General features: G+C 67.2%; 23 protein-coding genes and 1 riboswitch. Of the genes, 8 read left to right on the top strand and 15 right to left on the bottom strand.

Going from position 1 to position 25923, the window contains the following annotated elements:
* Positions 1-2 precede the first annotated feature (2 nt).
* From AC3WRC_RS06635 to AC3WRC_RS06660, 6 genes are all read right to left on the bottom strand, one after another.
* Entirely contained in the window at positions 3-1310 is a 1308-nt protein-coding gene (locus AC3WRC_RS06635) for an anthranilate synthase component I family protein (protein ID WP_492303312.1), read from the bottom strand.
* Positions 1307-2101 carry a tyrosine-protein phosphatase gene (locus tag AC3WRC_RS06640; protein WP_492303313.1) on the bottom strand — a complete coding sequence of 265 codons (795 nt, stop codon included), beginning with the start codon at positions 2099-2101 and terminating at the stop codon, positions 1307-1309. The genes AC3WRC_RS06635 and AC3WRC_RS06640 overlap by 4 nt, the downstream gene beginning before the upstream one ends.
* Positions 2102-2122: 21 nt before the next feature.
* Entirely contained in the window at positions 2123-2425 is a 303-nt protein-coding gene (locus AC3WRC_RS06645; protein WP_039243973.1) for a winged helix-turn-helix domain-containing protein, read from the bottom strand.
* A gap of 2 nt (positions 2426-2427) precedes the next feature.
* Positions 2428-3051 carry a hypothetical protein gene (locus AC3WRC_RS06650; protein WP_492303314.1) on the bottom strand — a complete coding sequence of 208 codons (624 nt, stop codon included), beginning with the start codon at positions 3049-3051 and terminating at the stop codon, positions 2428-2430.
* Between the two features lie 419 nt (positions 3052-3470).
* Positions 3471-3881, bottom strand: a complete 411-nt coding sequence (locus AC3WRC_RS06655; RefSeq protein WP_492303315.1) for a hypothetical protein — start codon at positions 3879-3881, stop codon at positions 3471-3473.
* Positions 3881-4225 carry an ElaB/YgaM/YqjD family protein gene (locus AC3WRC_RS06660; protein WP_017506144.1) on the bottom strand — a complete coding sequence of 115 codons (345 nt, stop codon included), beginning with the start codon at positions 4223-4225 and terminating at the stop codon, positions 3881-3883. The genes AC3WRC_RS06655 and AC3WRC_RS06660 overlap by 1 nt, the downstream gene beginning before the upstream one ends.
* A 137-nt stretch (positions 4226-4362) precedes the next feature.
* Here AC3WRC_RS06660 and AC3WRC_RS06665 point away from each other — a divergent pair, with 137 nt between their 5' ends.
* The 3 genes from AC3WRC_RS06665 (at position 4363) to AC3WRC_RS06675 (ending at position 6679) form a co-directional block, all read left to right on the top strand.
* Positions 4363-5031 carry a fumarylacetoacetate hydrolase family protein gene (locus AC3WRC_RS06665; RefSeq protein WP_492303316.1) on the top strand — a complete coding sequence of 223 codons (669 nt, stop codon included), beginning with the start codon at positions 4363-4365 and terminating at the stop codon, positions 5029-5031.
* Positions 5028-5663 (top strand): maleylacetoacetate isomerase, encoded by a 636-nt coding sequence (maiA, locus tag AC3WRC_RS06670; RefSeq protein WP_055807603.1) that lies wholly within the window; start codon positions 5028-5030, stop codon positions 5661-5663. Before AC3WRC_RS06665 ends, maiA begins: the two co-directional genes overlap by 4 nt.
* Before the next feature lie 95 nt (positions 5664-5758).
* Positions 5759-6679: an aldo/keto reductase gene (locus AC3WRC_RS06675; protein WP_492303317.1), complete on the top strand. Its 921-nt coding sequence runs from the start codon at positions 5759-5761 to the stop codon at positions 6677-6679.
* On the opposite strand, the gene AC3WRC_RS06680 is transcribed toward AC3WRC_RS06675, so the two are convergent.
* Complete coding sequence (locus AC3WRC_RS06680) at positions 6663-8486, bottom strand: TonB-dependent receptor plug domain-containing protein (RefSeq protein ID WP_492303318.1); 1824 nt, start codon at positions 8484-8486, stop codon at positions 6663-6665. The genes AC3WRC_RS06675 and AC3WRC_RS06680 overlap by 17 nt on opposite strands.
* 146 nt (positions 8487-8632) lie before the next feature.
* A riboswitch (cobalamin riboswitch) is annotated at positions 8633-8841 on the bottom strand.
* Positions 8842-8969: 128 nt separating this feature from the next.
* Between AC3WRC_RS06680 and mutS the strand changes: the two genes are divergently transcribed.
* Entirely contained in the window at positions 8970-11588 is a 2619-nt protein-coding gene (gene mutS / locus AC3WRC_RS06685; RefSeq protein WP_492303474.1) for a DNA mismatch repair protein MutS, read from the top strand.
* 60 nt (positions 11589-11648) lie between these two features.
* Here mutS and lpdA read toward each other — a convergent pair whose 3' ends face one another.
* Both lpdA and AC3WRC_RS06695 read right to left on the bottom strand, forming a co-directional pair.
* Positions 11649-13055 carry a dihydrolipoyl dehydrogenase gene (gene lpdA, locus AC3WRC_RS06690; RefSeq protein ID WP_492303319.1) on the bottom strand — a complete coding sequence of 469 codons (1407 nt, stop codon included), beginning with the start codon at positions 13053-13055 and terminating at the stop codon, positions 11649-11651.
* Between the two features lie 178 nt (positions 13056-13233).
* Positions 13234-16083 (bottom strand): TonB-dependent receptor, encoded by a 2850-nt coding sequence (locus tag AC3WRC_RS06695; RefSeq protein WP_492303320.1) that lies wholly within the window; start codon positions 16081-16083, stop codon positions 13234-13236.
* A 241-nt stretch (positions 16084-16324) separates the two neighbouring features.
* On the opposite strand from AC3WRC_RS06695, the gene AC3WRC_RS06700 reads away from it, so the two are divergent.
* The 3 genes from AC3WRC_RS06700 (at position 16325) to AC3WRC_RS06710 (ending at position 19478) form a co-directional block, all read left to right on the top strand.
* Entirely contained in the window at positions 16325-17425 is a 1101-nt protein-coding gene (locus tag AC3WRC_RS06700; RefSeq protein ID WP_492303321.1) for a phytase, read from the top strand.
* 208 nt (positions 17426-17633) lie between these two features.
* Positions 17634-18440 (top strand): AraC family transcriptional regulator, encoded by an 807-nt coding sequence (locus tag AC3WRC_RS06705; RefSeq protein WP_055754379.1) that lies wholly within the window; start codon positions 17634-17636, stop codon positions 18438-18440.
* A gap of 105 nt (positions 18441-18545) precedes the next feature.
* The gene (locus tag AC3WRC_RS06710) at positions 18546-19478 is read left to right on the top strand and encodes a CPBP family intramembrane glutamic endopeptidase (protein WP_492303322.1); all 933 of its coding nucleotides are present in this window, start codon (positions 18546-18548) and stop codon (positions 19476-19478) included.
* A 423-nt stretch (positions 19479-19901) separates the two neighbouring features.
* Here AC3WRC_RS06710 and AC3WRC_RS06715 read toward each other — a convergent pair whose 3' ends face one another.
* The 5 genes from AC3WRC_RS06715 to chvI form a co-directional block, all read right to left on the bottom strand.
* Positions 19902-20174 (bottom strand): HPr family phosphocarrier protein, encoded by a 273-nt coding sequence (locus AC3WRC_RS06715; RefSeq protein WP_492303323.1) that lies wholly within the window; start codon positions 20172-20174, stop codon positions 19902-19904.
* Positions 20171-20575: a PTS sugar transporter subunit IIA gene (locus AC3WRC_RS06720; protein ID WP_017506133.1), complete on the bottom strand. Its 405-nt coding sequence runs from the start codon at positions 20573-20575 to the stop codon at positions 20171-20173. The genes AC3WRC_RS06715 and AC3WRC_RS06720 overlap by 4 nt, the downstream gene beginning before the upstream one ends.
* A 120-nt stretch (positions 20576-20695) precedes the next feature.
* Positions 20696-21124 carry an HPr kinase/phosphorylase gene (locus tag AC3WRC_RS06725; RefSeq protein WP_174086695.1) on the bottom strand — a complete coding sequence of 143 codons (429 nt, stop codon included), beginning with the start codon at positions 21122-21124 and terminating at the stop codon, positions 20696-20698.
* Positions 21121-22731: a two-component sensor histidine kinase ChvG gene (gene chvG / locus AC3WRC_RS06730; RefSeq protein ID WP_492303324.1), complete on the bottom strand. Its 1611-nt coding sequence runs from the start codon at positions 22729-22731 to the stop codon at positions 21121-21123. Before chvG ends, AC3WRC_RS06725 begins: the two co-directional genes overlap by 4 nt.
* Positions 22700-23404, bottom strand: coding sequence for a two-component response regulator ChvI (gene chvI / locus AC3WRC_RS06735; RefSeq protein WP_039243953.1), 705 nt, complete (start codon positions 23402-23404; stop codon positions 22700-22702). The genes chvG and chvI overlap by 32 nt, the downstream gene beginning before the upstream one ends.
* A gap of 255 nt (positions 23405-23659) precedes the next feature.
* Between chvI and AC3WRC_RS06740 the strand changes: the two genes are divergently transcribed.
* Positions 23660-25378, top strand: coding sequence for a hypothetical protein (locus AC3WRC_RS06740; protein ID WP_492303325.1), 1719 nt, complete (start codon positions 23660-23662; stop codon positions 25376-25378).
* A 6-nt stretch (positions 25379-25384) separates the two neighbouring features.
* Here AC3WRC_RS06740 and AC3WRC_RS06745 read toward each other — a convergent pair whose 3' ends face one another.
* Complete coding sequence (locus AC3WRC_RS06745; protein ID WP_492303326.1) at positions 25385-25768, bottom strand: TFIIB-type zinc ribbon-containing protein; 384 nt, start codon at positions 25766-25768, stop codon at positions 25385-25387.
* Positions 25769-25923 lie beyond the last annotated feature (155 nt).

Genomic DNA, 25923 nt, shown 5'->3' on the forward strand with positions numbered 1-25923 from the left:
CCTTACATCCCAACCAAAGCTTGTCGCATCGCTGACATCTTGACGTCCGTTTCCGCCTCTTCGGCGGCCGGATCGCTGTCCGCCACGATGCCGGCGCCGGCGAGGGTGCGATATTTCCAGACGCCGTCTTTCCGTACGAAACCTGCGGTTCGGATCAAGACCGATGCGGTCAGGGCGCCGTCGTCGCCGATCAGGAACAACGACCCGCACCAGGGGCCGCGCGGCGGTTCGTGCGCGGCGATCACCTTCATCGCCTGGTGTTTGGGCGCGCCGGTGATCGAACCGGGCGGAAAGGTCGCTTCCAGCAACTCGGCCGGACCCTCTGCGGGCTGGGCCTCGCCCGTCACGGTCGAGACCAGATGATGCACCGTCGGGTGGTGCTCGACCTCGAACAGCGTCTCCACCTGGACCGATCCGGGCCGTGACACGCGCGCCAGATCGTTGCGCATTAGGTCCACGATCATCAGATTTTCCGCCCGATCTTTAATGCTGGCCCGAAGCTCGCTCGCCAGGGCTTGGTCCTCATCGGGGTCGGTAGCTCGCGCGCGAGTACCCTTGATCGGGCGCGCCTCGATGCGGCGGCTGGCGGGATCGAAGGCGAGGAACAGTTCGGGGGAGTTCGACACCAGCGCCAGATCCCCGACCCGCCAATAGGCCCCGAACGGCGACGCCCGCTCCTTTTGCAGCCGCAGGAAGACCTCGAACGGATCGCGGCCAGGCTTCAGCGCGCCGGACCAGGCCCGGGCGATATTGGCCTGGAACAGCTCCCCCGCCCCGATGCGCTGCACTACATCCGCGACCGCGTCGCGGTAGGCGCTTGCCGTCGCCTCGGCGTCGAACCGGTCAGCCGGCGCGGAGGGGATCACGACCCGCGCGGCCGTCGCCAGCCAGGTCAGGGCCCGCTCGGCCGCCGCCGTCGCCTTCTCCGCCGTCGCGCCTCTTCCCGTGGCGCACACTGAGCGATCAAGATGATCGAAACTCAGCATGGCGGGATAGCGCGCCAGCATCAGATCGGGCCAAACCGTCTCGCGCCGTCCGGTGGCCGGCCGGGCGCCCGCGTCGTAGGCGGCCAGACCGACGGCGCCGGCGGCAAACACCGGATCCCGCAGCGCCTCGAACGGCGCGGCGTCATCCACAGGACCGACGCGGACCACGTCTGGCGCCTGGGCGACATGGGACCAGCGGCCGCCCGGCCCGCCGTTCGACAGCAGGGCCAAGGCGCCGTCGCCGCCGCCGACACCCGCCGCCACGGCGACCGGATCGACCCAAGGGGCGACGCGCGTGACGGTGTGGCTGAAAACCTCGCTCACGCGGTCAGCCGCTCCACGATCCGATCACGCCGCGCCGCATCGACGCCCAGCGCCTCCTTCAGATAGGCATCCACCGATCCATGCCGCGCCTCGACCTCGGCGAGGGCGGCTTCCAGATAGGCGGCCTCGACCCCCAGAAAGGCCACGATCGCGTCGTCCGACGCGACCCGACCCGTCATCTTGTGCAGCTGTTTGGCGATGCCGGGCGCCCGGCCCGCCAGATCGACGGCGGTGTTGGTCAGCAGATAGTCCTCGACCATGTCGTCGCGCGACACGCCCAGCAGCTGGTGGGTCAGGGCGGCGAGAAAACCCGTCCGATCCTTGCCCGCCGCGCAATGGATCACCACCGCTCGATTTCGAGAAGTTTCGGTCTGATCCGCCAAGGCCTGGAAATAGCGGCCGAACACGTCCTGATGCGACGGGTCGAACGGCAGGCTGCGATAGGTCTGGGTCATGAAGCGCCGCCCGGAGTCCGGCGTCAGGTCGGCGGTTTTCAGAAAGGTGATGTGCGGCGCCTCCGCGCCATCGTCCACGCCGCCTTCGATGATCTGCCCGCTGAAGCCTTCAGGCCGACGCGACGGCTGGTCGCGGCGCTCGCCGGGGCGGCGCAGATCGATTACGACCCCGATGTCAAGCGCCTTCAGCCGCTCCAGGTCCGCCTCGCTGGCCCGGGCGTGGTGAGCCGAACGCAGCAGTCGGCCGTGCTTCACGCGCCGCCCGGCCGCCGTGGCGTAGTCGCCATAGTCCCGAAAGTTGTCGATGGCCTCGAAGGCGTGAAGGCGGTCGGTCATGACCGCGCTTCTAGCCTATGTTCACCGCTCTGGCAGCAGGCCCGCCATTGCATCCAGATAGGCGACGAAGGCGTCGCGTCCCTGATCGGTCAGACTGGCCTCCGTCAGCGGCTTGCGCCCGTTGAAGCTCTTGGAGACGGCGACGAACCCCGCCTCTTCCAGCTTCCGCAGATGGACCGACAGATTGCCGTCCGTGGTCTGCAACCGGGTCTTCAGGGTGGTGAAGTCGGCCGATCCGGCCCCGGACAGATAGGCCATGATCCCCAGCCGGATGCGCCCGTGAATGACGTCGTCGATCCGGCTGATGTCGAAGTCGTCGGCCATGCTCAGACCACCTCCGACGGTTCCTGGCGCATCAGGACGATGCCCGGCACCAAAGCTACGGCCAACAGGATCACGGCGAAGACCGGATAGATCGTGGCGCTGCCCATGAACCAGGCGACGGCGACAGCGCCTACGTAGGAAGCCAAGGCCGTAAAGGACATCCAGCGCGTCCGCGTCATCGCCGCGCCGATCATCCAGGCCGAGCCATAGGCGACCAGGACCACCGTCGGCATCACCGCCATCCAGGACCACTGGCCGGTCTTGAAGGACAGAGCGACGAGCGCCAGCCAGGTGACGAAGATCCCGTAGCCCACGCCTTCCCAGGCCGCGCTGACCGCCTTGTTGCCGGCGGAGTTGACGCCGGGCTTGGTCTTGATGCGGCCGATCAGGACGGTCAGGGCGACGGCGAACACGACGGCTGCGACGATCCACACCCACAGCTGGGACCAAGGGTTCAGCCGAACGAGGCCCGACTGGATGGCCCATTGGATCAAACTGGTCGTTCCAAACACGATGCCGGCCGTCACTAGGATCGGCCCGGCCAGAAGGGGGGCATGCCGCCCCTCGTGCGCCAGGCTGCGCATATAGGCGATGTCGTCCTGAATGGCTTGGGTCTCGCGGGTCATGATGCTCTCCTCCTCGAACCGTTGAGACAACATCACTCATTTGCTTTGTTTTGTAAAGTTCTTTTTCAGGTCGATTCTTTACGTGAAAAAGGGGACGACGCTGAAGCCTCGTCCCCTGATCAGAAATTGACCTGCCGCCTTACGACCGGGAAGACCCTCCACGGCCTCTCAATCCACCTGCCACAAGTGCGACGATGAAAAGGATGATAGCGACAACCGCGACAGTCTTGGCAATCTCGAAAGTAATGCCAGCAACGACTCCGAAACTCAGGATGGCCGCAACGAACGCCACGACAAGGAAGATAACTGCCCAGCGCATCATGGGTTTAGCTCTCCTGAGTTGATGTTGCCGTCGGCGACACGGGAGCCGTTCGTCGGTCTGCATCATCAACGCCAGGGTCGCCTGGCCGTTCCATCGCCTATCGACGGCGACGACGCGAATAGCCGCCCTGATCCATCTTGCGATCCGCGACCATGCTGGCGACGATCGCCGCCAGAGCCGGGTTGCGCAGCAACAGGAAGGCGGCGCCCAGACCGCCCACAGCGCCGACGATCGGACGCTCGCGAACGATGTGCAGCACCTTGCCCAGCAGGCCCTCAGGCTCATCTTCCTCTTCGGCGTCGTCGTGCTTGTCGCCCTTCAGGAAGACCAGCGCCACGATCAGGGCGACCAAGGCGAACAGACCAAACGTCACGGCCGCCGCGCCGAGCGGCGTCAGCGTCAGGCTGAGCGCATAGAAGATGGCCACGCCCAGGAAGACGACGGCCAGAAACGCACTGGCGGCGACGACAGCCGTCGCCACCAGTTTTTTGACGATGCCCTTGAACATCAGCGACGGCGGCCGGCCAGCAGCATGCCGAGGATGACGCCGACGCCGAGCGCCACGGCGGTCGATTGCAGCGGACGCTCCTGCACGCGCTCGACGACATAGCGTTGCGCCTCATCGAAGCGTTCGGCGGCGTCGTCGTAATATTCGCGGCCCTTCACGCGCGCCTCGTCATAATAGCTGCGGGCCTGCTCGCGGACTTCGTCGCTCTTGGCGCGCAGCTTGGCTTCGGCCTCGGCGGCCTTGTCGCGCAGGCGTTGGGTCTCTTCGCGGGCGCCGGTCTTCAGATCCTCCTTGAGGGTCTTCAGGTCGGCCTTGATATCTTCTCGAGCCTTGGTGGTGGCCATGGTGCGCGCTCCGTTGAAAGCTTGGCGGTAGAATAGAGAACCCCGTGTTGCAACGCCACATGCGCAACGAGGTTCCTTTAGGTGGGTCGGGCGTGCGCCTCTCGCCACGGGCTTTTCGCCGCACTAGAACGGTCGCCATGACCCAATGGCTGTTTGCGCCCCGCCCCGTCCCGTCCTTGCCGATCGTCGGATCGTACCAGCGCTTCCCCGTTCGCCGCATTCTGTGCGTGGGCCAGAACTACGCCGCCCATGCGCGCGAAATGGGGTCGGACCCTGACAAGCAGACGCCCTTCTTCTTCACCAAGCCAGGCGACGCCATCGTCTCGGACGGCGCAAACCCGTCCTATCCCTCGGCGACCGCAAACCTGCACTACGAGGCCGAACTGGTCGCCGCGATCGGGCCGGGCAAGGATGGCGGCGTCGCCATCGTCGGCTGGGCCGTCGGCTGCGACCTGACCCGCCGCGATCTTCAGGCCGAGGCCAAGAAGGCCGGTCGCCCCTGGGACGCCGCCAAGGGGTTCGATCAGTCCGCGCCCTGCGGCCCTATCACCTTGGGCGACCTGCCCTCGCCCGACGGCGCCATCCGTCTGAGCGTCAATGGAGAAACCAGACAGGACAGCGTTCTGAACGACATGATCCTGAACCCCGACCGGATCATCGCGGCCGCCGCCGCCCTGTGGTCGCTGCAACCCGGCGACCTGATCTTCACCGGGACGCCGTCCGGCGTCGGCCCGGTCAAGCCGGGCGACCGCGTGGTCGTGACCATCGACGGGTTGGAGACGCTCAGCTTCGAGGTGCAGCCATGATCCTGCACGGCTACTGGCGCTCGGGCGCCAGCTACCGCGTTCGCATCGCTCTGAATCTCAAGGGGATCGGCTACGAAAACGCCGCTCACGACCTGCGCAAGGGCGAACAGAAGACGCCCGACTATGTGGCGCTGAACCCGCAGGGCATGGTCCCCGCACTTCAAGACGGCGACCTGGTCCTGACCCAAAGCCCGGCGATTCTGGAATGGCTGGAGGAAACCCGCCCCGACCCGGCCCTCCTGCCAAAGGGGGCGAACGACCGGGCGACCGTGCGCGCCATGGCCGCGCTGATCGGCTGCGACATTCATCCGCTCAACAATCTGCGCGTGTTGAAGGCCATCAGGTCTGAGTTCAACGCCGATCAAGCCGCCGTGGACGCCTGGGCAGCCCGGTGGATCGCACCGGGCTTCGACGCGCTGGAGGCGCTGGTCGCCCGCCACGGCGCCGGCTGGAGCTTCGGCGACGCCCCGACTCTGGTCGATTGTTATTTGATTCCGCAGATGTATTCGGCGCGGCGCTTCAACATGGACCTGTCGCCTTGGCCGCGTCTGCTGGCGGTCGAACAGACCGCCCTGGCCCACCCCGCCTTCGCCTCGGCCCACCCGGACTTGCAGCCCGACGCCGACGCCTGATTTTCGCCTCAGCGCGCATATCAGCGGTGGATAAGTAGGGTTCGCTTAAGGTCTCGCTCAGCGTCCCTTAAGCATTGGCGATCATAGTGTCGGGCGTGTCGTATTCCCCCGCCACACCTTCGGCGTCGTCGCCCATCCATCGCCTGGCCCTCGCCGTGGTGACCGAGCCCGAGCGCGCGCCCGGCGCATTCATGAGCGCGCCCTCCGGCGCCCGCGAAGAAGCCATGCGCTTTCTGCTGCAGACCGGAGCCGACGCCGGGGTCAAGCTGATCGCCACCCGGCCCGAGGGCGACGGCGAACGCCTGCTGGGTCAGGCCTGGCCCTTCCCCTCGCCTTTCCAGGTTACGGTCCGCACCGTTGCGCTCAGCGAAGGTCTGGACCGGGTCGAGGCCCGCGCTCGTCGCTCGCTGGAACGGATGGGCCTGCCGCGCGGCGATGTTCTGCTGATTTCCAACGCCGCCGATCTGGCCGGCGCCGAAGGCCGCGCCCTGTGGGATCGCGCCCGCAGCCTGAAGGATCGCGGCCTGTTCCGCCGCATCGGTTTCTGCGCCACGATCGAGGACGGCCCCGCGCTTCTGGCCCGCCGTCTGGAAGCCGACGTGGTCCAGGTGCCGTGCAGCCTGCTGGACCAGCGCGCGGCCCAGGACGGCGTTCTGGAAGCCATCGCCGACACAGGCGCCTCGGTTCATCTGTCTTCGGTCTTCGCCGGCGGCCTGCTGTTCGCCGGCGGCGACGATCTGCCCGCCGAACTGGCCAGTCATGCCCAGGCCCTGTCGCGCACGCGTCGGCGTCTGGCCGAGCAGCGCTGCGATCCGATGCAGGCGGCTTTGGGTTACGCCTTGGCCTTGCCCGGCGTCGACAAGGTCGTGGCCAGCGTCGCCTCCGCCGCCGAACTGCGCGCCATCCTGGCCGCCGCCCACGCCCCCTGTCCCAATCTGGACTGGGCGACTCTGGCGCTCGAGGCGCCGGCGGCCTTCACCGCCGACGCCCGCGCCCGGATCAGTAGCGCAGCCTGATCCCGACATAGCCGGACCGTCCCGGCTCGCCGTATCCGAACACCTGCTGATAGTGTTCGTCGCCCAGGTTCTCGATCCGCGCCGTCAGGGTGACCTGGTCGGTCAGTTCATAGGCCGCATTCAGATTGGCGGTGACGAAGCCGTCGCGCGCCACGGTCGAGAAACCGCCCGAATCGTCCTGATCGCCTTCCGCCCGCACCGTCAGCGCACCGGACAGACGGTCGCCCGTCCAGCCCAGGGTCGCCGAACCCGCATGTTCCGGCACGCGCAGCAGGCGCGCGCCCGTCGTGCGGTCCGTCGCGTCGGTCCAGGCATAGGCCAGCGTCAGTTCGAAGCCGCCGCCCAGCAGGGCGCGGCCTTCCAGCTCGAACCCGTCCGAACGCGTCTTGGCGACGTTGATGTAGCGACCGGCCGAATACGTAATCTGGTCCTCGACGTTCAGGCGATAGAGGGTCGCCCGCCCATCGAACTGACCGTCGGCCGAGGCCCAGCCCAGGGCGATCTCGACGCTGTCGGCCGTTTCGGGCTTCAGCTTGGGGTAGGGCCGCGACGCAAAGCAGAAGTCGCAGACCGCCTGGCTGACCGTCGGCGACTTGAAGCCCGTGCCGTAGGCGCCCGACAGGATGAAGCCGCCGGCCAGGTCGTAGGCCGCCGACACCCGACCCGTCGTCTTGGAGCCGAAATCGTCAGTGTCGTCGTAACGCAGTCCGCCGGTCAGGTTCAGCGCGCCGACATCGTATTGCGCCACGCCGAACACCGAGGTGATCGACAGATCGCGCGACAGGCCCGACGACAGGGCCGCCGAGGTTTCGTTGCGTTCGACGCCGAACGCATAGTCGATATCCTGCGCCTGGCCGTTCGCCTGCCAGCGATAAGCCTGACGGTCGCCGGTGAAGGTGGAGCCGAAGCCGCCGCTGACCGAGCTGCGATCCAAATCCGACGCCGAGACGCTGAACTGATGCGTCAGGCCGAACGCCTTGGCCGTCACGCGGCCGAAGCCCGACCATTGCTCGCTTTCCTGGGTGTCGGCGGTGTCGGCCAGAGTAAAGCTCGGCGCCGGGAAGCCGTCGATATCGGCCTTGGACTTGTTCCAGCGCACCGATCCATCGACCTTGACCGCATCGGACAGGACATATCGCCCCTTGGCGCCGAGCGTCGTGCTACGGAAGCCGTCGGCTTCGGTGTTGCCGTCCGCCTCGTCCGCCGCCGAAATCCCGTCGGTGTCGAAGCGCGAGGCATAGGCGCTGAAGGCGTAGGTCTCGTTGGCGACCCCGGCCGACACCCGACCCCGCACGGTGTCGAAGCTGCCGGCCTCGGCCTCGGCGCGCAGGCCGTCGATCTCTTGCGTCGTGAAGGAAATCACCCCGCCAATGGCGTCGGATCCCCACAGCGACGACTGCGGGCCGCTCAGCACTTCGATCCGCGCGATATCGGCCAGCTCGAAGCTGGAGAAGTCATAGGCGCCATTCGGCTCGGCCGCATCGTTGACCGGCGCGCCGTCGACCAGGACCAGGGTCTTGCCGGGCGTCGCGCCGCGCATCCGCACCTGGGCCACGCCGCCAAAGGCGCCCGAGCGCGTCACCGACAGACCCGGCACATCGGCCAGTATGTCGGCGGCGAAGATCGCGCCGCGCTGCTCGATTGTCTTGCCGTCGATGACGCGGGCGCCGGGCGTGTCGGCGACGATGGCCGGGATGCGGGTGGCGGTGACGATCACCTCGTCCAGCTGGGTCGCGTCCTCGGCAAAAGCAGGCGCGGCGAAGGCGGCCGCGATCGCGGCCGTCGAAAGAAGAATGGAACGCTTCATTGAGCGATACCCCCGTGTTCGGTCCCGCGAATGCGCGCGAGAGACCGTCATGAGCGAACCGACCCGCCAGACCGCTTAAAGGTCTGGACGGCGCAAGGTCGGGTCGCTTCCACGGAGAAACCGCGCTGCTGTCTGGTCCCGGACAGGAGCGAGCGACGTCGGCGGCCAGGTCTCCTGGCTTGCGGGTCGTAAACCGCCGTCCTCGCCTTCCCAGTTGCCCAGTGGCGCCGGGATCGAAACCCCGGACGGACGACGCTCTCGCCGCCTACAGTTGCGGGCACAGCCACGGCGTCACACCGTGTTCCCTTAACCGCCTGACCCGGCCTATCGCAGGGCCGACAAGCCTGTGCAAGAGCCGGTCAACGGCCTTGAGCCGCCGGGCGCGATCCGTCACCCTGTGGCCACATGAACGCGCCCGCCAAATTCCCCGATAATGGGCATCCCCCGGAAATCGCCGCCTCGCTGGAGGGCGCGACGCCGTTCATGGCTCAATATCTGACGGCCAAGGCGGGCCAGCCGGACTCCATCCTGTTCTTCCGCATGGGCGACTTCTACGAGCTGTTCTTCAAGGACGCCGAGGTCGCGGCGGCGGCGCTCGGCATCACCCTGACCAAGCGCGGCAAGCATCAGGGCGAGGACATCCCTATGGCCGGCGTGCCGGTCCATGCGATGGAGGGCTATCTCGCCCGCCTGATCCGCATTGGCCACAAGGTCGCCATCTGCGAACAGCTGGAAGACCCCGCCGAGGCCAAGAAGCGCGGCGGCAAGGCCGTGGTGCATCGCGGCGTGGTCCGGGTCGTCACCCCCGGCACCCTGACCGAAGACAGCCTGCTGGACGCGCGCGGCGCCAACCGTCTGGCGGCGGTCGCGGTGCGTAAAGGTCGGGCGGCCGTCGCCGTGGTCGAACTGTCGTCCGGCGCGGTCGACAGCGTCGCCTGTTCTATCGAAGACCTGGGCGCGGCCCTGGCCGCCTTCCGCCCGTCCGAAGTCCTGGTCACCGACCGGATGTATTCGGACGAGACGACGCGCGACGCCCTGGACGGCTCGGGCGGCGTGGTCCAGGCGCTGGCGTCGGCCATCGCCGAACCCCAGGCTGCGCGCGCCCGCGTCGAACGCCTGTACGGCGTCTCGGCGCTCGACGGCTTCGGCGCCTTCGAAGAGGCCGAGGTCTCGGCGCTGGGTCTGATCGCCGCCTATCTGGAGACGACCCAGGCCGGCAAGGTTCCCGCCCTGGCCCCGCCGCGCCGTCTGGGCGAAAGCGGCTTCCTGGCCATCGACCCGGCGACCCGCGCCAGCCTTGAGATCGATCGCACCCAGCGGGGCGAGCGCGAGGGCAGCCTGCTGGCCTGCATCGACCGCACCGTCACCTCGGGCGGCGCCCGGGCCCTGGCCGAACGCATCGCCCGGCCCCTGCGCGATCCCTTGGCCATCAATGAGCAACTCGACGCTGTCGAATGGCTGCTGGAGCGTCGCGACCTACGCCGCGACCTGCGCGACGCGTTGAAGGCCTCCTCCGACATCGCCCGCGCCGTCGGACGATTGGCGCTGGGTCGGGGCGGCCCGCGCGACCTGGCGGCCGTGCGCACCGGCCTGTCGATCGCCGAGGGCGTCGCCGGCCTGTTCGTGGGCCAAGTCGATCCCCTGACGGGTCAGCCGCGCCGCATCGCCTCGGCGCTGGACCGCCTGACCCTGTCGCCCGACGTCTCGCGGCTGAAGGCCGACCTGATCGACGGCCTGGTGGACGAGCCGTCCCATCTGGCGCGCGACGGCGGCTATGTGCGCCCCGACTATCGCCCCGAACTGGACGCCGCCCGCACCCTGCGCGACGACAGCCGCCGCGTCGTCGCCGATCTGGAGGCCCGCGCCGTCGCCGAGTCCGGCGTGCCGTTCAAGATCAAGCACAACGCCGTGCTGGGCTATTTCCTCGAAACCAGCGCCAAGGCCGCCGAGGGCCTGCTCCGAGCCGGTCCCGACAGTCCCTTCATCCACCGCCAGACCCTGGCGAACCAGGTCCGCTTCACCACTGTCGAACTGTCGGAGCTGGACGCCAAGATCAGCCAGGCCGGCCACCGGGCTCTCGCCATCGAAGGCGAGACCTTCGAGGGCTGGCGACGCGAGGCCGCCCGCCTGGCCCAGCCGCTACAGGCCGTCGCCGAGGCGCTCGCCGAACTGGACGCCCACGCCGCCCTCGCTGAATGGGCCCAGGAAGTCGGCGCGACCCGCCCGATCGTGGACGACACCCTGACCTTCTGCGTCGAGGCTGGCCGCCACCCCGTCGTGGAGGCGGCGGTCAAGGCGGGCGGCGATCCCTACACCCCCAACAACGCCCGGCTTGACGGTTCGGGCCAGGACGGATCGCGCCTGGCCATCGTCACCGGCCCGAACATGGCGGGTAAATCGACCTTCCTGCGCCAGAACGCGCTTCTGGTCATCCTCGCCCAGGCGGGCGCCTTTGTGCCCGCGCGGTCGATGCGGCTGGGCGTGGTGGACCGGCTATTCAGCCGCGTCGGCGCCGGCGACGATCTGGCGCGCGGCCGCTCCACCTTCATGATGGAGATGGTCGAGACCGCCGCCATCCTGACCCAGGCCACGCCGAAAAGCTTCGTCGTTCTGGACGAGATCGGGCGCGGCACCGCCACCTACGACGGCCTGGCCATCGCCTGGGCCACGGCCGAGGCCCTGCACGAGACCAACCGCGCCCGCACCCTGTTCGCCACCCACTATCACGAGCTGGCCCAGCTTGAGACGCGGCTGGATCACGTCTGCAACCTGTCCATGGTCGCGCGCGAGTGGAACGGCGAGCTGGTCTTCCTGCACGAGGCGGCGCCCGGCGCGGCCGACCGTTCCTATGGCGTCCAGGTCGCCAAACTAGCCGGAGTCCCCGCCTCCGTCGTCGCCCGCGCCCGCTCGGTGCTGAACCGGCTGGAAGGCGAAAAGGCCGCCGCCGCCCGCCTGGACGACCTGCCCCTGTTCGCCGTCGCCGAGCCGGAACCGATGCGCGGCCCCTCGCCCGTGGAACTGGCGCTTCGCGACGTCGACCCCGACGACCTGACCCCCCGCGAAGCGCTGGAGGCGCTTTATCGGCTGAAGGGTCTGGCCTGATGTGACGAAGGCCCGGACGTCGCCGTCCGGGCCCTGCTTGAAGTCGCGATCCGTTTCGGATCAGGCCTGCATCATCCAGCCTTCGACGTCCATGGCCGCCTGACGGACGGCTTCCGAACGGGTCGGGTGGGCGTGGCAGGTGCGAGCGATGTCTTCCGACGCACCGCCGAAGCTCATGGTGATGGCCGCCTCGTGGATCATCTCGCCGGCCTGCGGGCCCATGATGTGGACGCCCAGCACCTTGTCGGTCGCCGCGTCGGCAAGAACCTTCACGAAGCCGTCTGTCTCGTGATTGATCTTGGCGCGGCTGTTGGCGGTGAAGGGGAATTTGCCCTTCTTGTACTGAACGCCGGCCGCCTTCAGCTGGTCCTCGGTCTGACCGACCCAGGCCACTTCGGGGAAGGTGTACACGACGCTGGGGACCAGGGCATAATCGACGTGGCCGTATTTGCCGGCGATGGTGTCGATCACGGCGACCGCGTCTTCTTCCGCCTTGTGGGCCAGCATCGGACCGTGGGTCACGTCGCCGATCACCCAGACGCCATCCGCCACCTTGAAGTGGTCATGGTCGATGAAGCCGCGCTTGTCCGGCGTCACGCCGACGGTCTCCAGGCCCAGACCGTCCGTGAACGGACGACGGCCGATGGCGACCAGCACCACATCGCCCTTGATCGTCTCGGCGGCGCCGCCGGCCGACGGCTCAACGGTCAGTTCCACCCCGTCCTTGCCCGACTTGGCGCCAGTGACCTTGGCGCCCAGTTTGAAGCTCATGCCCTGTTTGGTCAGGGTGCGCTGGAAGGCGGTGGCGACCTCGGTGTCCATGCCGGGCGTGATCCGGTCCAGGAACTCGACCACCGTGACCTCGGCGCCCAGACGGCGCCAGACCGAACCCAGCTCCAGGCCGATGATGCCGGCGCCGACCACGATCAGCTTCTTGGGCACGGCCGGCAGCGACAGGGCGCCGGTGGAATCGATGACCTTGCCGTCTTCGAAGGCGACGCCCGGCAGCGGGGTCGGCTCCGAGCCGGTGGCGATGACGATGTTCTTGGCGTCCAGCGTCTGGACCGAGCCGTTGGCGGCGGTCACCTCGACCTTGCCCTTACCGACGATCTTGCCCTTGCCCTTGATCCAGTCGGCCTTGTTCTTCTTGAACAGGAACTCGATCCCCTTGGTCAGGGCGGTGACGCTGTCGTCCTTGGCCTTATGCATCTGGTCCAGGTGCAGCTTGGGCTGGACCTCGATGCCGATCTTGGCGAACTCGGTATTAGCGGCGTTCCACAGTTCCGAGGCGTGCAGCAGGGCCTTGGACGGCATGCAGCCGACGTTCAGGCAGGTTCCGCCCAGCGTCGAACGCATCTCCACGCAGGCGACCTTCAGGCCCAGCTGGCCCGCCCGGATCGCGGCGTTATAGCCGCCAGGGCCTCCGCCGATGATGACGACGTCGTAGGCGGCGGTGGCTTCGGCCATGGTATCCTCTGGTCTTCTGGCGCGCGGGGAAAGGCGCGCGGACACTAGCGTTGGCCCCGCGTGGGTCAACCGCTGCACGCCATATGGGGCCGCGTTTCGACCAATTGCAGAGGGTCAGACGACGAAAAAGGGCCGAGCGTCGCCGCCCGGCCCCTTCGGTCATGTCTGATCGGCGCGCTCAAAGCTTGAAGCGCACGCCTAGAAAGACGTTGTAGCCGAACTTCTCGTACTCGTAGGTCCGCTCCTTGACGCCATAGTAGCGCACGCCCGCGCTGTCGGTCAGGTTCTTGGCCTCGCCGAACACTTCCACCCCGTTGCCGAAGTCGTAGCTGGCGGTGAAGTCCAGCTGGCCGCGACCCTCGACATACAGATCCTTGCCGGGGTTGGTCGCGTCGATCGCCTCCAGGAAGTCGCTGCGGTGCGTGTAGGAAACCCGGGCGCTGAAGCCGTACTGTTCGTAGAACAGGGCGGCGTTATAGGTCTCATCCGACTGACCCGGCAGCACGAAGGTGTCGCGACCGGCGAAGGCGCGGCTGGTTTTGATCTCCGCATCCGTCAGCGTGTAGTTGGCGAAGACGCCGAAGCCCGACGCCCAGCCCGGCAGGAAGTCGAACGTCTGCTGCCAGTTGAACTCGATGCCGGCGATATGGCCGTCAGGGGCGTTGCGGGCCTCGGTGACCTGGGCGACCGTGGTGGTCGGGGTGACATAGGGCACGCCGTCCGTCACCAGGGTGAAGCGGTAGTTCGACAGGTCCTTGTAGAAGGCGTTGGCCGAAATGACGCCCAGCGGCCGCAGATAGTATTCCAGTCCCGCATCGATATTGTTCGACAGGGTCGGCTTCAGATCGGGATTGCCGCGCGTCACTGTCGTGCGGCCGCTGTCGGTGGTTTCCAGAACCCGCGGAACGATGTCGGTATAGTCCGGGCGCGAAATGGCGCGGGTCAGGGCGAAACGGCCGACCAGCTGATCGCTGAAGCTGTGGCGCAGCGTCAGGTTCGGGAAGAAGTCGGTCTGGTCGCGATCGACCTTGACCGGAGTCTGCGCGCCGGACAGGGCCACGCTGGTCGCAGAGCCTTCGAAGTCGGTCTTCTCGACACGCAGGCCGACCAGCACATTGGTCGCGCCGATATCGAACCGGGCCTGGCCGTAACCCGCCAGAATATCTTCCTGCGCCGTATAGTCGGCGGTGATCGACTGCGGAATGCGGCGCACGCCTGCGGCCGGATCGGGATTGGTCGAGCCCGCGCGGACGCGGTCGAAATAGTCGGTCACGAGGCCCGCATCGAACTTGAAGCCCAGATTGTAGTCGTAGTTCCGCGACGGACGATCGCTCAGCAGCGGCGCCAGGGCGCCGGAGCTGGCGGCCGCGCTCCGGTCGCGGAACCGCTCTTCATCGGCCGTGACGTCGCGGGTGCTATATTTGGCGCCGAACTTCAGCTCGATCTCGCGGCCGCCGATGACGGTGGGCAGCGACAGATTGGTCTTGAACGCCACATCGTCCTGCTCGGTGGTGTTCGAGCGGAAGGTGTTTTCGCGGAAGCTGTAGTTGTTGGCGTTCAGATAGAAGCCTGTGGGCTCGCTGAAGACCGAATAGGTCGGCTGATAATGGTCGGCCGTGTTGTAGGACAGGGTCGTCGCGCTGGAGCGGTAGACCAGCTCGTCGCGGTGCGGATAGGTCTGTTTGCTGTTGGCGAACGACAGGGCGCCGTCCCAAACCGCTCCATTGCCGAACGTCTGCTCGCCGCCCAGCACCAGGGTGGAGATGTCGTTCTCCTGGGTGCGGTGACGCAGCTGCTTGTAGATGCGGGCGTTGTTGAAGGTCGCGCTGGTGTCGGTCGAACCCGGCTGCAGCGTGCCGTCGCTGTAGGTGAAGTTCAGCGTGTTGCGGAACTCGTCGTCGCGGAACTGGGCGTAGGAGCCCTTAACCCACAGACGGATGGCGTCGCTGGGCCGCCATTCAAGCGCGCCAGTCACGGCCTTGCGGGTCCGTTCGGTCTCGTAGTCCTTGAACAGGGTGTTCTCCAGACCCCAAATCTGGCCGCCGCCCTGCGCGGCGTTGCGGTTGATCAGAACCCAGCCGTTTTCGACGTTGTCCGGCCGGCGGTTGGTCTCGGAATAGCTGACCGACACCAGGGCGCCGAAGGTCTGGTCCGGGCCGAAGACGTTGGACGCCGTGGCGCCCGCGCGTGTGTCCGAACCGCCGTAGTCGTTGTAGCTGCCGCCCGCATAGCCGCTGACGGCCAGGCGGCGCTTGTCGAAGGGCGAGCGGGTCTTGATGTCCACGGCCCCGGCGATGGAATCGGCGTCCTGGGCGGGCGTCAGGGTCTTGGACACCTCGACGCTGGAGACGATGTCCGAAGGCAGGGTGTCCAGATCGACCGCGCGGGTTGTCGGCGACACGGCCGGGATGGCGACCCCGTCCACCGACACGGCGGTGAAGGCGGCCGGCGCGCCGCGCACATTGATATAGCGCCCTTCGCCCTGGTCGCGCTGGATGGCGACGCCCTGAACCCGTTGCAGCGATTCCGCCACATTGGGGTCAGGGTAGCGGCCGATGGCGTCGGCCGACAGGACGTTGACCGTGCCGTCGGCGTTCTTCTGCTGATTCAGCGAGCGGGCGACGCCGTCGGTGATGACGCCGGTCACGATCACATCGGCCACGTCCGTCGCCGATTGCGCGCCCAGGACGATGGCGACATTGGCGTCTTCGCCCGGCGTCGCCACGACCGTCTGGCTGGTCGAGGGCAGGCCCAGATAGTTGACCTCCAGCACCATGGAGCCGCTGGCGGTCGGCAGGGTGAACTCGCCCTGGGTATTGGTCACGGCCCGCTGGCTGGTGCCGCGCACCAGAACCTCGGCGCCCGGCAGGGGCGCGCCGGCGGCGTTGGTCACCCGGCCGTAGATCACGTCCCCGGCGACCGCAGCTGATGCCGAGGCCACGGCGTCGACATCGGCATGGGCGGGCATGGCCAGCGGCGCCAGGATCATCGGCGCGATCGCGGCGCCCATCAGCAGGTTCAGTTTCATGTCAGGTCCCCTTCGGCGAGCGACGTTTCGCTTCAGCCGATGGAGGGGCCGCTTAACCTTGGGCGGCGACGCGACCGCGACGATTCCACGACGCCCAGTTCGCGGTTTTCCGACGGAACGGCGACGCTTGATCCCTTGACGGAACATCAGTCATCGAACCGACGCCGAACCGTCACGCCCTCGCCGTTGACCCACACGCGGCTTGGCCACAGGGACGCGTCCAGATCGTCCGGAGACCGACATGCGCCCTTCCCTCGCCCCCTCGCTGAGCGCCTGCGCCGCCTTGACCCTGCTCGCCGCCTGCGCCACGCACGAGGTTGATTATCAGGGCGAGGGCGCGGGCTTCGTCGGTCCGGGCGCCCCGGTTATGGCCGTGCTGGAAACCCCGTCGGTCGGCACGGCGGGTCAGGACGCCGCCGACGACCCCGCCGTCTGGGCCAGCGCTTCGCCGGTCACGATCATGGGCCAATCCACGCCCGGCTTCGTCGCCGGCACGGACAAGAAATCCGGCCTCTACATCTACGGCTTCGACGGCAAGATCCTGCAGTTCCTGCCCGAGGGCTTGCTGAACAATGTCGATGTGGTCGAGGGCCTGTCGGTCGGCGGCCGTCCGCAGGTGGTGCTGGGCGCCAGCGACCGCACGCCGGGCAAGACGGGCATCTCCCTCTACATCTTCGACCCGGCCGGGACCGGCCAGAACGGCGTGCGCTACTGGGGCGCCGTCGCCACCGACGTGGTCGAGCCCTACGGCTTCTGCTTTGCGCGTCGCGGGGCCGAGGTTCACGCCATCCTGGTCGGCCATGAGGGCGAGCTGCGCCAGTTCGTCCTGGGCGTAGACGCCGCCGGCCGGCCCACGGCGCGTCTGGTCCGTACCGCCGAGATCGGCACCATCTCCGAAGGCTGCGCCGCCGACGAAGGCACCGACGCCCTCTATATCAACGAGGAGAACGTCGGCCTGTGGCGCTATGGCCTGAACCCGGCCTCGGGCGCGGCCCGCACCCTGATCCAGCCCATCGCCAAGGACATTCTGGTCGCCGACGCCGAAGGCCTGACGACCATCGCCGACGCCTCAGGCCGCTATCTGATCGCCTCCAGCCAGGGCGACTCCACCTTCCCCGTCTGGCGCATCGACGGCCCGGCGCCCGAGTACAAGGGCCGCTTCAAGATCGTGGACGGCGCGGTCGACGGCGTCACCGGGACCGACGGCTTGGCGGCCGCAAGCGGTCAAGTCGGCCCCTTCCCCGAAGGCCTCGTCGTCATCCAGGACGACGTCAACGACGTGGGCACGCAGAACTTCAAATACGTCGACTGGCGCGACGTGCGTCGGACGCTGGGGCTTTAGCGGCCGCTCGGCGCTTCTTCAGCAGCCACAGGCAAGGCTGACCCAGATCTGTCGCCCCAAGCGCAATATCCAAAAGTCGGCAATGGGTCAGTGTTGGCTTTCGACCCAATGCGGACTCTGATCAGCTTGGCCGCTGCGGGCCGTCCGTTTTGCCTTATGATCTTCGCCAACACCCATCGACTCACGTCGTCAGGAGGGTTGGAGCAGCATGTCGTTTGACGAACCTAGCTGGATCGTGCGGGCGCCGGGTGATTTCGAGCGGTTTGAAGCGTCCCTCAACGGGGCAGCCTACGGTCCACACCGGCACGACACATACGCCATCGCCATAACCGTCGCGGGGGTGCAGAGCTTCTCCTACCGCGGGTCGCGGCGCCATTCGCTGCCAGGTCAGATCGTCGTTCTCCATCCGGATGAGCTTCATGACGGTCACGCCGGGGACGGGCGACACTTCCGGTACCGGAGCGCCAGCGTCGCACCGTCCGCGCTTCAGGAGGCTCTCGGCGGACGCGCCCTTCCTTTCCTTGCCGGGGGCGTATCTGACGACGCGCGGCTGCACGCGGCCGCCACGGCCCTTATTGGTGATCTCAACCAAGCCCTAGGTGGCCTGGAGTATGATCAGGCCATGCTCGACCTCGCGGAGGCGCTGTCAGAGCTTGGGAGTGAACAGACGTATCACCGGCGCGTGGATCTCCAGGCGGTGGCGCTGGCGCGAGCGTTCATAGACGCCCACCCGGACAGCAATGTCCGACTTGATGATCTCGAACGCGTCAGCGGACAGGATCGTTGGCAACTCTCTCGCGGATTCCGTGCGCTGCTGGGCGTCAGTCCATATCGCTATCTGATCTTCCGCCGCCTCGACACAGCGCGAGCCATGATGAACGGCAGGACCCCGCTTGCAGAAATCGCCGCTGCCAGCGGATTCTCTGACCAGAGCCACCTGACGCGACACTTTCGAAGCGCCTACGGCCTGACGCCGGCGCAATGGCGACGACTCAATCGTCCTGGATCTGTATGAGGCGCGCCCAACAGCGGCGACCCCGAAACCGCCGCCCTGCGTCAGTGGGCGTGAACGCACACGATCGTTCTATAACCGGACCGCGACCCGCTTCAGTCTGCGGGTATGAACCTCAGAACCATTTACAGCACATCACCGGCGCGCGGCTGGCTACCATGGGCGATTCTCACCCCCGTCATCTGCATCGCCCTCGCGATCGCCACCGAGATTCCGTCCACTCTTTTTCTTGAGCGGTTCGGCTTTGTGGATGCACAAGGCGAATTCGTCGGCGCCCAGGGCCTCACGGCGATGCTGGTTGTATCCTTCATCACCTGGCTGCTCGCCGTTGCCGCATGGATAGCCGTCGTCGAGCGGCGGAATGCCGGCACAATCGGTCTTACGAGAGACGGTGCGGCGCAAGGATTCTATGGCGGCCTGGGTGTTGGCGTCGTCATGCCGTCGGCAATGATAGCCTGTATCTGGTTGGCTGGCGCCTACGAACCTGGCGCACTGTTTCCGGCCGCTCAGTCCTCTGGCGCAGTCATCGCAATGGCTGGCCTCTTCGTAGGCTTCCTCGTTCAAGCCAGCATCGAAGAAATCATTTTCCGTGGATGGCTCATCTCAGTCATCACGCGCCGCGCGAACCTCGTCATTGCCGTCCTGTTATCGTCGCTTACCTTTACGCTGCTCCATTTCTCCCGGGGTCAGCCCTGGCTCGTCACCGGCAACATCCTGCTTTTCGCTCTCTTCGCGAGCGCGTGGTCCATCTCATCCAATAACATCTGGGGCGTGATGGGGTGGCACGTGGGATGGAACTGGATAATCGCCACCGGCTTCGACGTACCGGTCACCGGCCTCGACGCGGGCGTGCCCGCGCTCATCGTCTCGCTGGCCCCAGCCGGAACGGACTTTCTCACCGGTGGCGCGGATGGCCCGGAGGGAAGCATCTTCTGCACGCTGTTCCTTGTCTGCGGCATCATCTTCTTTATGTGGCGCATCGCACGAAAAGGCAGAGACGTCGGACCGGATCACAACAAACCTGCGGGCGCGCAGATTTGACGATGCGGCCAAGCGCATCCCCGACACTCGCCCCCACCCCATGATCCTCGATTAGAATAGGCCTCGCCTTCAGGGGTTCGGCGCTCTCCAGCACCCTGACCTTGCCTGTGATGGTGCTGACAGCTCGCTATTCAGGCCAGCGAGGTTCAGGAAGCGATCAAACTGGGCGCGAAAGACGTATTGGCGAGGCCCTCAAAGACAATCAGCGGTTCATGAAGAGAGAGCGGCTAGTTCGCTCGACAGCGCGACCAGCGGCCCAAATCGCCTTCATCTAGCGCCAGAGTTCCGTGCAAGCGCTGGGGGTCAACAACTCCAGCGTCGGCTTCCACCCAAAGGCGACCTACACACTGTCCGTTTTCGGCGATTATCGGGATGCGTTGAAGCCATGGCCCTAGGGTCAAACCCCGTAGCGCCGACCTCGGTCTACTGATCCTCGTCGAACTTCCGGGCGACCAGGTCGGTCAAAGCTTCCATCGCCTCTTCGGCGTCAGGGCCTTCGGCGGAGATGTCGATGCTGCAGCCGATGCCGGCGCCCAGCATCAGCAGGCCCATGATCGAGCGGGCGTCCACCGTCACGCCGTCGCGGGTGACGTGGATCTCACTTTCGAAGCTGGAGGCCAGTTTGACGAACTTGGCCGAGGCGCGGGCGTGCAGACCGCGCGTATTGCAGATGTTCAGGGTCGCGGTGACGGTCATTTTTCGCCTGCGAGCACCCAGGACGCGACGGAGATGTATTTGCGGCCCGCATCCTGCGCATGGGCCACGCAGGATTCCAGCGTCTCGCGCCCGCGCACGCTGGCCAGTTTGATCAGCATGGGCAGGTTCAGCCCGGCGATGACTTCGGCGCGGGTCTGTTCCATCACCGAGATGGCCAGGTTCGACGGCGTGCCGCCGAACATGTCGGTCAGCAGGATGACCCCTTCGCCGTCATCCACGGCCGCCGCCGCATCGACGATGTCGCGACGCCGACGCTCCATGTCGTCGTCGGGGCCAATGCAGATGGCCGCGACGCCGCGCTGCGGGCCGACCACATGCTCCATGGCGGAGAGAAACTCGGACGCCAACCCGCCGTGGGTGACGATCACCAGACCGATCATGAGGACTTCACTCGCATCCCGCCCCGAACCGTCCCAGGCATTCCCCCGCCCGGCAAGGGAGGCCGGACGCCGCCCTCTATGGACCGCAAGGGGCGTGTCATAGACCCGTCTTTCGGGGTTTCAAAGCGTCTCCAACGCCGCTGCGACCACATCGACGGCCGAGGCGGGTCGCGGATCGAACGCCAGCAGGGGCAGATCGACCCCCGCGAAAGCCCGTGTCTGCGGCTCCGGAAGCCGTTCGACGCCTTCCGCCACACAGGCGACGGCCAGCGCCACGCGACAGACCGGGCGTGTTCTGGCGGCCACGATTCCAAGGCCGCGCACCTCGATCCGACCGGCGATGGAGGCTGGCGCCGACGCATGAACGGCCCCGTCCGAGGCCCAGACCTGGGTGTAGTCGTCGCTGACCAGCCGCCAGCCGCGCGCGATCAGCCGCAGCGCCAGATCGCTCTTGCCCGCGCCCGACGGTCCCAGGATCATCACCCCCTGCCAGGCCCCGCGCCGGCGCACGGCGACGGTGGTGGCGTGGACTGGCTGGCCCGGGGTCACGACCAGCGGCCGACCGCCGGGAAGACGATCTCGAACCGCGCCCCGCCTTCGGTCTTGTTTTCGGCGTGGACGCGACCGCCATGCGCCTCGACGATCTGACGCACGATGGACAGGCCCAGGCCCGAGTTGGAGCCGAACACCGCCCCCTTGGGCCGCGAGGTGTAGAACCGCTCGAACACCGTCTCCAGGTTCTCGGCCGGGATGCCTGGCCCCTGGTCCTCGACCCGCACGCGGATCGGCAGATCGTCCCCGATGTCCTCCAGCGTCACCCGCACCACGCCGCCTGCGGGGCTGAACGAGCGGGCGTTATCGATCAGGTTGCGGAACACCTGCCCCAGCGGCCCGTCGCGCCCCATGACCCGCAGGGCCTGTTCGGGCGCCGTGAGCACGACCGGAATGTCGCCGGGCTTGGCCGTCGTCTCATAGACGCCGACGATATCGACCAGCAGACGGTTCAGATCGACCGGCCGCGGTCGATCGCGCGACAGCTCCGCATCCAGCCGCGAGGCGTTGGAGATGTCGGTGATCAGCCGGTCCAGCCGACGCACGTCCTGCTGCAACAGCGCCGTCAGCTTCTCGCGGTGCGCATCGGTCTTGACCAGCGGCAGGGTCTCCAGCGCCGAACGGATCGAGGTCAGGGGGTTCTTGATCTCGTGCGACACATCGGCCGCGAACCGTTCGATGGCGTCCATCCGCGTCGACAGGGTGTCGGTCATGGATTCCAGAGACCGCGCCAGATCGCCGATCTCGTCCTTGCGATCCTCGAGGTCCGGCAGGGAGATGGCCCGCGCGCGTTGCAGCTTCACCTGATCCGCCGCCGCCGACAGCCGCATGATCGGCCGCGCCACGAACAGATGCAGCAGCAGCGACCCCAGGAGATTGACCCCCAGCGCCACCAGGGCGAACGGGAACAGCGCCTGCCGCTGAGCGCCCAGGATTTCGTCCACGTCCCCGGACTCGACGGTCAGCACGCCCAGCACCTGGCGCACATGGCGCACCGGGATGGAGACGGAGACGACGCGGTCGCCGGATTCGTTGCGACGCAGGGTCGATTGGGGCGAGCCGTCCAGCGCCGCCGCCACCTCGGCCGCCAGTTCGCTGTCGGCGCGGGCGACCCGGCGCTCGGACAGCAGATTGGCCTTGGCGGCGTCCTCGGTCGCCGCCCCCGCCGGTTGCGCGTCGGGCAGGGGCCGCCCGCCGATGGCCTCGGTCACCTGATAGCTGTCGACCAGCAACAGGCCGTTCACATCATACAGCCTCACCCGTTGGCCCGCCGGGATGAACCGGTCGGTCAGCCAGATCGACGCGCGGATGGGGTCTAGTTCGGGCGTCGGCTCCCCCCGCGTCACGCCTTCTTCGCGCAACACATTGGCCAGCAGCTCGGCCTGGACCGTCAGCGATTCCTGACGCGCCTCGATCAGGCCCGGACGCCATTCGTTGATCGCCAGCGCCCCGCCGAACAGGATCAGCAGGCTGAGCAGATTGAGCACCAGGATGAAGCCGCCCAGCCGCGATCCGCCGAAGCGGAACAACGGCCGGCGCTGGGGCTCCTCGTCGGGCTCGCGCCCGCCCGGTTCAGCTCTCGCGGTAGCGGTAGCCGACGCCATACAGGGTCTCGATCGCGTCGAACTCATTGTCCACGGCGCGGAACTTCTTGCGCATCCGCTTCACGTGGCTGTCGATGGTGCGGTCGTCGACATAGACCTGGTCGTCGTAGGCGGCGTCCATCAGGTTGTCGCGGCTCTTCACGAAGCCCGGACGCTGAGCCAGAGCCTGCAGCAGCAGGAACTCGGTCACCGTCAGCTTGACGGGCTTGCCGTCCCAGGTCGACTCGTGGCGCGCCGGGTCCATCGACAGCTTGCCGCGCTTGATCGCCCGGCCCGAGACCTCGGCCGCCGATTCCGGTTCGCCGCCGTCGGCGCCCGTGCGGCGCAGCAGCGCCTTGACCCGCTCGATCAGCAGACGCTGGCTGAAGGGTTTGTGGATATAGTCGTCGGCGCCCAGGTTGAAGCCCAGGATCTCGTCGATCTCCTCGTCCTTGGACGTCAGCATGATGACCGGAATCTGCGAGGTCTGGCGCAGGCGACGCAGCACCTCCATCCCGTCCATGCGCGGCATCTTCACGTCCAGGATCGCCAGATCGGGCGGCGAGGATTCCAGCGCGGCCAGACCCGAGGCCCCGTCGTGATAGGCGGTGATCTTGTGGCCATGGCTTTCCAGCGCCAGCGAAACGGACGCCACGATGTTCTCGTCGTCATCGACCAGAGTGATGTTGGCCAAGGGTGTCTTCTCCTGAACTTTACGTTCCCGCGAGCAAGAACGCACAGCAAGCGTAACCGTTCGATCTCGGTCACATTAGGGCTAAGGCGTTTCGGGCTGAATGAAAATCGCCTGCAACCCGAAAGCGGTTCGGTGACGTCCAGATGGTCACGGCGCCGCCTCGTTTCAACGCGCGCACCGCGTCGCTCCGGCGCGGGCAGAAACATTCCGCCTTCGAAAACCTCGCCTTAAAGGCTTGGGATGCAGGATCGCCCCATGGCGGGTCCGATCCATTACGAAGTCTATGTCCGCAAGAGCGCCCCGTCGTCGTGGACGCTGCTGATCGCGACCGAAGACCGCAAACACGCCATCGAGACCGCCGAAGAACAGCTTCGGGATCGTCTCGCCATCGCCTCGCGCGTGACCAAGGAGACGCTGGACCCCGAGACGATGGAGTTCAGCTCCCTGACCATCCTGACGTTGGGCGCGCCTGAGGAGCGAAAGAAGAAGGTCGCCGACAAGGCTGTCCCGCCGGCCTGCAGCAGTCCGGCCGAACTCTATTCGCCCCATGCCCGCGCCCTGATCGGCCGGGTGCTGGAAGACTGGCTGAAACGCGAGGGCGTGACCGCCTTCGAACTGCTGCATCGTCCCGATGTGGCCGAACGGCTGGAGGCGGCCGGGGTCGAGCTCCAGCACGCCATCCAGAAGGTCGCGGTCCCCGAAAGCCAGGCCACGGGCCAGGAGGTGCACGGGGTCGTGCGCCACTATCAAAAGCTGATCGAACAGGCGATGGCCCGCCTGCGCAAGGCCGGACGCGACGGCCTGTTCCCCGCTCTGGACGACCGCTCTATCGCCGATCTGGCGCATCGGCTGACCGGCGCGCCGGATCGGGCGCTGCGCATGGGCGGGGTGGTCGCCGGCGCGCTGAAGGATCGGCGCGGCGCCCGCGATCGCCTGACCGTCCTGATGGATTTGATGGACGCCGCGCCCGCCGACGGCCCGCCGCGCGCCCTGGTCGTGGTGGTGGTCGAGCAGATTGTCGCCGAAATGCTGGCCGTGCGCACCAACCTGACCGAGATTTTGGGCCCGTCGCTGGATCAGGGCGCCAATCTGGCGGCCATCGTGCGCATGGTCGCGCCGGACGAGATGGACGCCCTGTTACGGATGGACCCGCGCCTCGCCCTGATGATGCCCCAGGTCGAGGGACCGGCCGCGCGCCTGGGCCTGCATCTGGCCTCGGGTGAGTTTCCGCTTCTCGCCGCGTCCTTGGCTCGCCTTGTCACCCGCGAACTGACCAGCCAGCGCCGCCTCCGCCCCCATGATCCGGTCGGAGAGATCGACATCCTGCGTCTGCTGGCCATGGCCCTGACGGCCTCGGCCGGGCGACTGCTGACGCTGGAAGAGGTTCAGACCGCCTTCGTCGAACGCTCCAAGAGCCTGGTCACGGCCGATTTCGTCGGCGCCTACGTCAACCCCTGCCCGACGGTCTTGGCCGAGGCCGAGCAGCTGACCCGCCTTTGCGAGAACGTGACCGGCGGGGCCAACAAACGCGCCGCCGCGCGGTGGCTCAGCGCCTGCATCGGCTCGCTGCGTTTCGAAACCGAGATCCGCCAGTCCGTCCCGGGCGGCCCCAGCGCCTCGCACAAACTCGCGACCCTGGCCCGGCTTCAACGCTCGGTTCAGGCCGCGCATCTGGCCGATCACGACCAGGCCCAGATCATGGACGCCATAGGAGCGGTCGGGGCCAATCTGGAGGCCGACGCCCATCTGGTCGCCCAGATCGTCCGCGCCCAGGCGGCTGCGCCTCAAAAGCTGACGGCCCTGCTGAAACTGGCCACCGGTGAAGCCGGCCCGCTGGGCCCCGTGGCCGACCGCGCCCGCGCCGAGGCCATCAAGCTGCTGCGTTCGCCCGACGTCCGCACAGCCCTGACCGCCGCGCCGCAAAACGTCGCGGCGTTGAGAGGCCTCATGCAGCAGGCGGGTCTGGCGGCCTAGCCGACCTCAGTCGAAGATGTCGAAGATGCTGTCGCGCTTCTTTTTCTTGTAGCGATAGTCGTCGTCGCGATGCCGGTCGTCGCGGTATTTGTCGCCCCGGTAGCCTCGATCGTCGCCGCGATACGGCTGTGACGCCCCGCCGCCCCAGGGTTGGGCCTGAGGTTGTGACTGGGGCTGGGCATAGGGCTGAGGCGGCGGCGCATAGGCCTGCGGCGCGGGCGCGACCGGGGCTGTGGCGCGGCCCTCCTCGACGGCGGCGGCCATCAGCTTTTCCAGCTCGCCGCGATCCAGCCAGACACCCCGACACTCGGGACACATGTCGAACTGGACGCCGTTGCGCTCCAGCGTCTGCATGGCGGCGTTGTCGTTGGGGCACATCAAAAGAGGCATGTCGGGCTCCGATCGAAAAAGAATGGGCGGTCGATGCGACAGGCCAGGAGGGGAAAGCTTCGCCGCATCGACACGCCCTTGCGGTCCGACATCGCGTCGTACGACCCGGCGCAAGGAAGGGGGACGCCGGACCGCGAGAACGCCAGAGGGGCCCG

The sequence above is a fragment of the Brevundimonas sp. EU05-FHT14B07 genome (assembly GCF_058790795.1).